The following is a 6962-nucleotide window of genomic DNA, read 5'->3' as shown; positions in this document are numbered from 1 at the left end:
GTGATGAGGGTGGGGCCGGGGGTGTCCAGGGCGTGGCGCAGTGCCGCGGCGAGCGCCTCGGGCGAGTCGGCCCGTACGCCGTGGCCGCCGTAGGCGCGGGCCAGGGCGGGCAGGTCGACGGGTGGCAGGTCGACCGCGGTGGGGCGGTCGCCGCGGGACACCATCTCGTCGCGGATCTCGCCGTAGCCGCCGTTGTCGAAGACCACGACGGGCAGGGGGAGCCGCAGCTGTACGGCGGTGGCCAGTTCCTGCACGGAGAACTGGAGGCCGCCGTCGCCGCTCAGGGCGACGACCGGGCGGGCGGGGTCCGCGGTCTTCGCGCCGATGGCGGCGGGCAGCGCGTAGCCGAGCGTGCCGAAGCCCGTCGGGTGCAGATAGCGGCCCTCCGGCGCGACGGGCAGGTGCGGGATGGCGCCGTAGTAACAGCACTGGGCGCTGTCGGAGGTGAGCACCGTGTCCGCCGGGAGCACCGCCCTGATGGCCGCCAGGTACGGCAGCAGGTGCGCGTCCTCGCTGCGGGTCTCGGCGTTCCGCTCCTCGCGCAGTGCGGCGACGGCCCGGTGGACGGTGTCGTCGGCGGGCGCCGGGACGTCCGGCAGGGCGGCGAGGAGGGCGCGCACGGTGTGGCGGGCGTCGCCGAGCAGGGGGATGTCCGCGGGCGGTCCCGCGTACATCGGCGCCGGGTCGATGTCGGCCCGCACGAGCGTGCCGGTGAGCGCGGGCAGCGGCTCCCACAGGTCGGACTCGGCGAGTTCCGTGCCGACGGCGAGCAGCACGTCGCACTCGGCCAGCCGGCGCCGGACGGCCCGGCTGTGCAGCGAGACGCCGAGCGACAGCGGGTGGGTCTCCGCGACGATCCCCTTGCCGTTGGCGGAGGTCACCACGGGTGCGCCCAGCTGCTCGGCCAGCCGCAGGCACTCGGCGGCGGCACCGCGCGCACCGCCGCCGAGCACGATCACCGGCCGGCCGGCCGAGCGCAGCGCCCCGGCGGCCGCCGCGAGGGCGTCCGGATCCGCCGTCGCGGGCGAGACCGGCGGGGCGGTGCGTACCGGCCCGGCCGGTTCCGCGGCGGTGAGCAGGTCCAGCGGGACCTCGATGTGCACGGGGCGGGGGCGCCGCGTACGGAAGAGGGTGAAGGCGCGGGCGACCGCCACGCCGATCTCCTCGACCGAGGACACCCGGTGGCTGACGGCCGCGACGCCCCGCAGCGCCTCGGTCTGGCTGCGCATCTCGTGCAGCAGGCCGGTCGACTGCCGGGGGTGGCGCAGCGGCATGCCCGGTGAGACGACGAGCAGCGGGACGCTGTCGGAGTACGCCTGGCCGACGGCGGCCGCGATGTTCAGCAGGGCCGGTCCGGTGGTGGTGATCGCCACGCCGGGCCGGCCGCTGACCCGGGCGTAGGCGTCGGCGGCGTAGCCCGCGCCCTGCTCGTGGCGGGGGTTGAGGTGCTCGATCCGGTGCGCGGCCAGGTGCCGGTAGATCTCCAGGTTGTGGGTGCCGGGAATGCCGAACGCCCTGGTCACGCCATGTGCGGCGAGCGCCCGGACCAGGGCTTCCCCGCCGGTGATCAGGGCGGGGGAGGTGGTGGCGGCGGGGGGATCCGACATGGTGGCTCCAGGCACTGCACGGGCTCCTTACTGAATGAGCAGTCAGTATTTGGAGTGGTGGACGCCCTTGTCAATGCGCGCGAGTACTGAATATGTGTTCAGTTGTCCTGGGTGGCCGCAGGGGGACGGAGGGGCCGGCGAGGCGGTGGGCCGGGCCGCCTCGCCGGCGCCTACGACGTACGTCATGGCGGTGCGGATCGCGCGGCTCGGGTCCGGGAAGCCGACGGTGGTGAACAGGGCGGCCGGCCGTTCGGAGAACGGCATCGGATCGCGGCCCGCCCGGCCGAGGACCGCCCGGCCGAGGACCGGGCCCGGCCGGGGGTGGCGCAGGCCACCCGCACACCGGCCCTCCCGCGCTGTGCGTGCGGGCGGGCGTACGCGGAAATGACGACGCGCGGTCGCGCAAGGGGGCGGATTCGCCTAACGTGCGGACCGGCCGGGACAGTTCGAGGGCCCGGAGACAGGGGGCGTTGTGGAAGGCCAAGTCCGTTCGCGCGTGTCGGCGTACGCGATCGCCACCGTGCGGGAGCGGTTGCTGCTGACCCGGCTCTCCGCGGCCTCCCCGGTCTTCGAGCCCGGCCTCTGGCACCTGCCCGGTGGCGGGATCGACCCGGGTGAGCAGCCGCGGGAGGCACTGGAGCGTGAGCTGTACGAGGAGACCGGCCTCGGACTCCTCGACGCCCGGCTGGTGGACGCGCGGGCGTACACCGCCCACCGGCTCGGGATCGACTGGAATCTGGTGGGGCTCTTCTACCGCGTCGAGCTCAGGCCCGGCCCGCCGGCCGTGACCAGGACCGATGACTCGACGAGCGCCGTCGCCTGGATGCCGTTGGCCGGACTGGACGATTCGATGCTCTCCCCGGCGGCGGTCGACGCGCTCGGCATGATCGACGCGCTCGGCGTGACCGGCACTCGGGCCGACGGGCAGCGGCCCGGCACGGGGACGGACCGCTGAGGCGGGCGCCGGGACGGGCCGCCGAGGCGGGCCTCGGAGTGGGAAGCGGCGTCCCCGGCTCGCCGCCCGTTCGCGGCAGGTGATCGGGGAGGTGCCGGCGGACCACGGGTCCGGTGCGTCAACCTCCCTGTCCCTCGCTGTGCCGGTGCCTCCCCGCCCCCGAAGTCCACAGCCGGCCGACGGCCGTAACTCGGATGCGTACGCCGGTAGGAGGGCAGACGGCGGCTTCGGAGCGCGTTGCGTCCGGCGGCCGGACGGAATCCATACGTTCCCCGCATGACGCTGAGAGACTTCCGTACCCCGGGAAGAAGACGCGGGCAGAACAGGCTGGGACGTTGGACCGCCGGCGGACTCGGTGTGCTCGGGCTGCTGGCGGCGGGGCTGGGGCTGCCGGGGCAGATGGCCGCCGCGCAGCCCGTGGGAGTCCCGCTGGTGGACGAGACGTTCACCGGGGCCGACGCGAACGCGGGGTTCGAGGCGTTCGGGCCCGCCTGCCTGACCGGTGCGCCCGAGGCCCCGGCGCCCGGCCCCGGCACCCATCCGCTCACCGGCTGCCCGTCCGGTGCGACCGGTCCCGTACCGCCGAACAACGCCGCGCCGCGCGGCTACCTCCGGCTGACCGACGCGTCCAACGACCAGTCCGCCGCCGTGCTCTACAACCACGCGCTCCCGGCGAACCAGGGCCTGGTCACCACCTTCGAGCAGTGGCAGTACGGCGGCAACACCAACCCACCGGCCGACGGCATCTCGTTCTTCCTCATCGACGGAGCCGCGTCGCTGACCTCGCCCGGAGCCTTCGGCGGCAGCCTGGGCTACGCGCAGAAGCTCCCCGACGACAACCCGGGCCAGACCTTCCTGCCGGGCGTCAACCGGGGCTACCTGGGCGTCGGTCTGGACGTCCTCGGCAACTACTTCGGTGACTGGGAGCACCGCGGCAACGGCTGTGCCACCCGCTCACCGGCCGGTACGTCCTTCCGGATCCCGGCGCCCGGCGCGAACATGGTGACGCTGCGCGGGCCGGGCGACGGCACCGAGGGCTACTGCTTCCTCGATGCGACCACCAGCAACTTCTCGACCACCGGGCCATGGCCCTCCACGCTCCCGGGGCAGTTGCAGGGACCGACCACCTCGGTGCCGCCGACCTCCACCCCCCAGGAGGCCGAAGCGCTGCTGGAGCCCTCGCGCCGCACGGTGACCGTCGAGGTCTCCCCGTCGCCGAACCCGGTGATCACGGTCTCGATCGACTTCCACGACGGCAACGGAACCCAGCAGGTGCTGTCCACCCCGGCACCCCAGCCGGTGCCCAGCACCTACAAGTTCGGCTTCGCCGCGTCGACCGGGCTGTTCACCGACGTCCACCTCATCCGGAATCTCACCGTCCACCCGGCTGCCGCGCTGCCCCGGCTCAACCTGGTCAAGCAGGTCTCCCAGGAACCGCCGCTGCCGACCCCGCTGACGCCGGGCACCAAGGTGCCCTACGAGTATGTGGTGACCAACAGCGGCAACGTCCCGCTGACGAACGTGCACGTGACCGACGACCGGGTCGCCGGCATCGTGTGCCCGAAGAACACGCTGGCCGTGGGCGAGACGATGACCTGCACCGGCAGCTACACCGTCACCGAGGCGGACGGTACGGCCGGTTCGGTCACCAACACCGCCACCGCGCACGGGCGTGACAACGGCACCCAGGTCGATTCGCCACCCGACGACGTGACCCTGGAGGTCCAGGCCGGGCCCGGGGTCCGGCTGGAGAAGTCGGCTGACGACACCCGGGTGTACGAGGTCGGCGACGAGGTGGCGTACACGTACACCGTCACCAACACCGGCCCCCAGGCGCTGACGGACCTCACGGTCACCGACGACCGGGCGGCAGCGGTGACCTGCGATTCGCGCATGCTCGCCCCGGCCGGGCAGCCCGGCTCAAGCACCACCTGCCACGGCACCTACGTGATCACGGAGGCGGACGCGGAGCACGAGTCGGTCACCAACGTCGCCACCGCGCAAGGGCAGTCCGGAGGCGTGCCGGTGAAGTCGGAGCCCGACGAGGTGACGGTGCTGGTCGCCTCCGAGCTGAGCCTGCATCTGACGAAGTCGGCCGAGGACCGCGTGTACCGGGTCGGCGACGAGGTGACGTACACCTACACCGTCACCAACACCGGCAACGCGACGCTGACCAATGTCGGAGTCACCGACGACCTCGTCCCGGGCGTGACCTGCCAGGCGGCCACACTGGCCCCGGGGGCCGTCACCACCTGCGTCGGCCGCTACACCGTCACCGAGGCGGATGTCGCGCGGGGCACGATCGTCAACGTGGCCTTCGCGCATGGGCAGTTCGGCCGCACGGATGTGCAGTCGGAGCCCGACGACGTCACCCTGCGCACCGAACCCGAGACCGAGCCCGGGCTGCGGCTCGCCAAGACGGTGGACGACTCGCGCACGTACAGGGTGGGCGACAAGGTGACGTACACCTACACCGTCACCAACACCGGCTCCCGGGAGCTGACAGGGATCTCGGTCACCGACGACCGGGTGACGGGCGTGACCTGCGAGGCGACCACGCTCGCCCCGGCCGGGCAGTCCGGTGACAGCACCACCTGCACCGGCACCTACCGGGTCACGGCCGCCGACGCGAAGCGCGGCGGGGTCGTCAACCGCGCGGAGGCCACGGCCGAGAACGGCGCCGTCCGGTCCAACCAGGACCAGGCCCGCATCTCCGTCGGGAAGAAGCCCTGCGAGGGCAAGCACTGCAAGCCGAAGCCGCCCTCGAAGCCGAAGCCGTGCCACGGCAAGCACGACAAGAAGTGCAAGCCGAAGCCGCCTTCCAAGCCGAAGCCGTGCCACGGAAAGAGCCTCTGCCACTCGGCGTGACAGGCGCTCCGCGCAACTGACCGGCACGATCACGGGCACCCGCCACCACTCCGGTGGCGGGTGCCCGTCCGTCGTCGCGGTCAGTGCCGGCCGGCCAGCCGGTCCGCGGCCTTCGCGACGGGGTCCGTGCCGGGGCGCGCCGAGGCGAGTTCGCGGCGGTCGGCGGCGCGGTAGGCCGCGTACATGCCGTGGACACCGAGCCAGCGGAAGGGTTCCGGTTCCCAGCGGCGGACCTTGTGGCCGACCCAGGGCAGGGCGGTCAGCTCGGTGGGCCCCGACTGGCCGGAGTCCTGCTGGATCAGGTCGCGCAGGGTGCGGGCGGCGAGGTTGGTGGTGGCGACGCCGGAGCCGACGTAGCCGCCCGCCCAGCCGAGCCCGGTGGAGCGGTCGAGGGTGACGGTGGCGCACCAGTCGTGGGGGACGCCGAGGACGCCGGACCAGGCGTGGTCGATGCGGGCGCCCGCGGTGGTGGGGAAGAGGCGGACGAGGATGTCCCGAAGGGCCTCGACGGTGGCGGGCCGGGTGCGGGCTGTGTCGTTGAAGTGGGCCGCGCCCGAGCCGAAGCGGTACGGGACACCGCGGCCGCCGAGCGCGATGCGGTCGTCGGCGGTGCGCTGGGCGTACATGTAGGCGTGGGCCATGTCGCCGAGGGTCTCGCGGCCGTCCCAGCCGATGGTTTCCCAGACCGACACCGGGAGCGGTTCGGTGGCGATCATCGAGGAGTTCATGGGCAGCCAGGTGCGCCGCTGGCCCTTGAGGTTCGCGGTGAAGCCCTCGGTGCAGCGCAGGATGTACGGGGCGCGGACGGTGCCGTACGGGGTGTGCGCGTGCTTGGGCTTGATCTCCGTGACGGGTGTCGACTCGTGGATGGTGACGCCGAGAGCCTCGACGGTCGCGGCGAGCCCCTTGACGAGTTTGACCGGGTGCAGCCGGGCGCCGTGCGGGGTCCAGGTGGAGCCGACGGCTCCGGTGACGTTGACGCGTTCGCAGGTCTCGCGGGCGCCGCGCAGGACGCGGTCGGTCTCGCCGAAGGCGATCTCGACGGAGTGGAAGTCCTTGAGCCTGGCCAGTTGCGCGGGCGTGTAGGCGACTTCGAGGACGCCGCCCTGATGGATGTCGGCGTCGATGCCCTCCTCGGCGGCCACCCGGACGACCTCGTCGACCGTCTCGTTCATCGCCTGCTGGAGCCGGACGGCCGCCTCGTGGCCGTGGAGCCTCGCGTAACGGTCGCGGCCCGCGATGCCGTTGTAGAGCCAGCCGCCGTTGCGCCCGGAGGCGCCGTATCCGCAGAACTTGGCTTCCAGCACGGTGATGTTGAGGAAGGGGACGGCCTTCTTGAGGTAGTAGGCGGTCCACAGACCGGTGTATCCGCCCCCGACGATGCAGATGTCGGCGGTGGCGTCGCCGGGCAGAGGCTCCCGGGCGAGCGGGGTGCCTTGGTCCGCGTACCAGAACGATATGCCGCCGTTGACGGTGCTGACGGTGCTCATGTTGCCCCTGCTTTGTCCGGTGTGAAGCCCTGTGGTGTGTGG

The 6962-nt window shown here is 73.0% G+C and carries 4 protein-coding genes; 2 read left to right on the top strand and 2 right to left on the bottom strand.

From position 1 onward, the window contains the following. On the bottom strand, positions 1 to 1607 hold a 1607-nt coding region (locus tag AADR41_RS29310; RefSeq protein WP_342284442.1), incomplete at its 3' end, for a 5-guanidino-2-oxopentanoate decarboxylase. Between the two features lie 496 nt (positions 1608 to 2103). Here AADR41_RS29310 and AADR41_RS29305 point away from each other — a divergent pair. Beyond that, entirely contained in the window at positions 2104 to 2562 is a 459-nt protein-coding gene (locus AADR41_RS29305) for an NUDIX hydrolase (RefSeq protein ID WP_342284440.1), read from the top strand. A 276-nt stretch (positions 2563 to 2838) separates the two neighbouring features. Next, positions 2839 to 5430, top strand: a complete 2592-nt coding sequence (locus tag AADR41_RS29300) for a DUF7507 domain-containing protein (protein WP_342284438.1) — start codon at positions 2839 to 2841, stop codon at positions 5428 to 5430. Between the two features lie 80 nt (positions 5431 to 5510). Here AADR41_RS29300 and AADR41_RS29295 read toward each other — a convergent pair whose 3' ends face one another. After that, positions 5511 to 6920, bottom strand: a complete 1410-nt coding sequence (locus AADR41_RS29295) for an NAD(P)/FAD-dependent oxidoreductase (RefSeq protein ID WP_342284436.1) — start codon at positions 6918 to 6920, stop codon at positions 5511 to 5513. Positions 6921 to 6962 lie beyond the last annotated feature (42 nt).

The sequence above is a fragment of the Streptomyces sp. CLV115 genome, from assembly GCF_038448545.1.
Lineage (GTDB): Bacteria > Actinomycetota > Actinomycetes > Streptomycetales > Streptomycetaceae > Streptomyces > Streptomyces sanglieri.
This window is presented reverse-complemented; position numbering and strand designations above follow the sequence as displayed.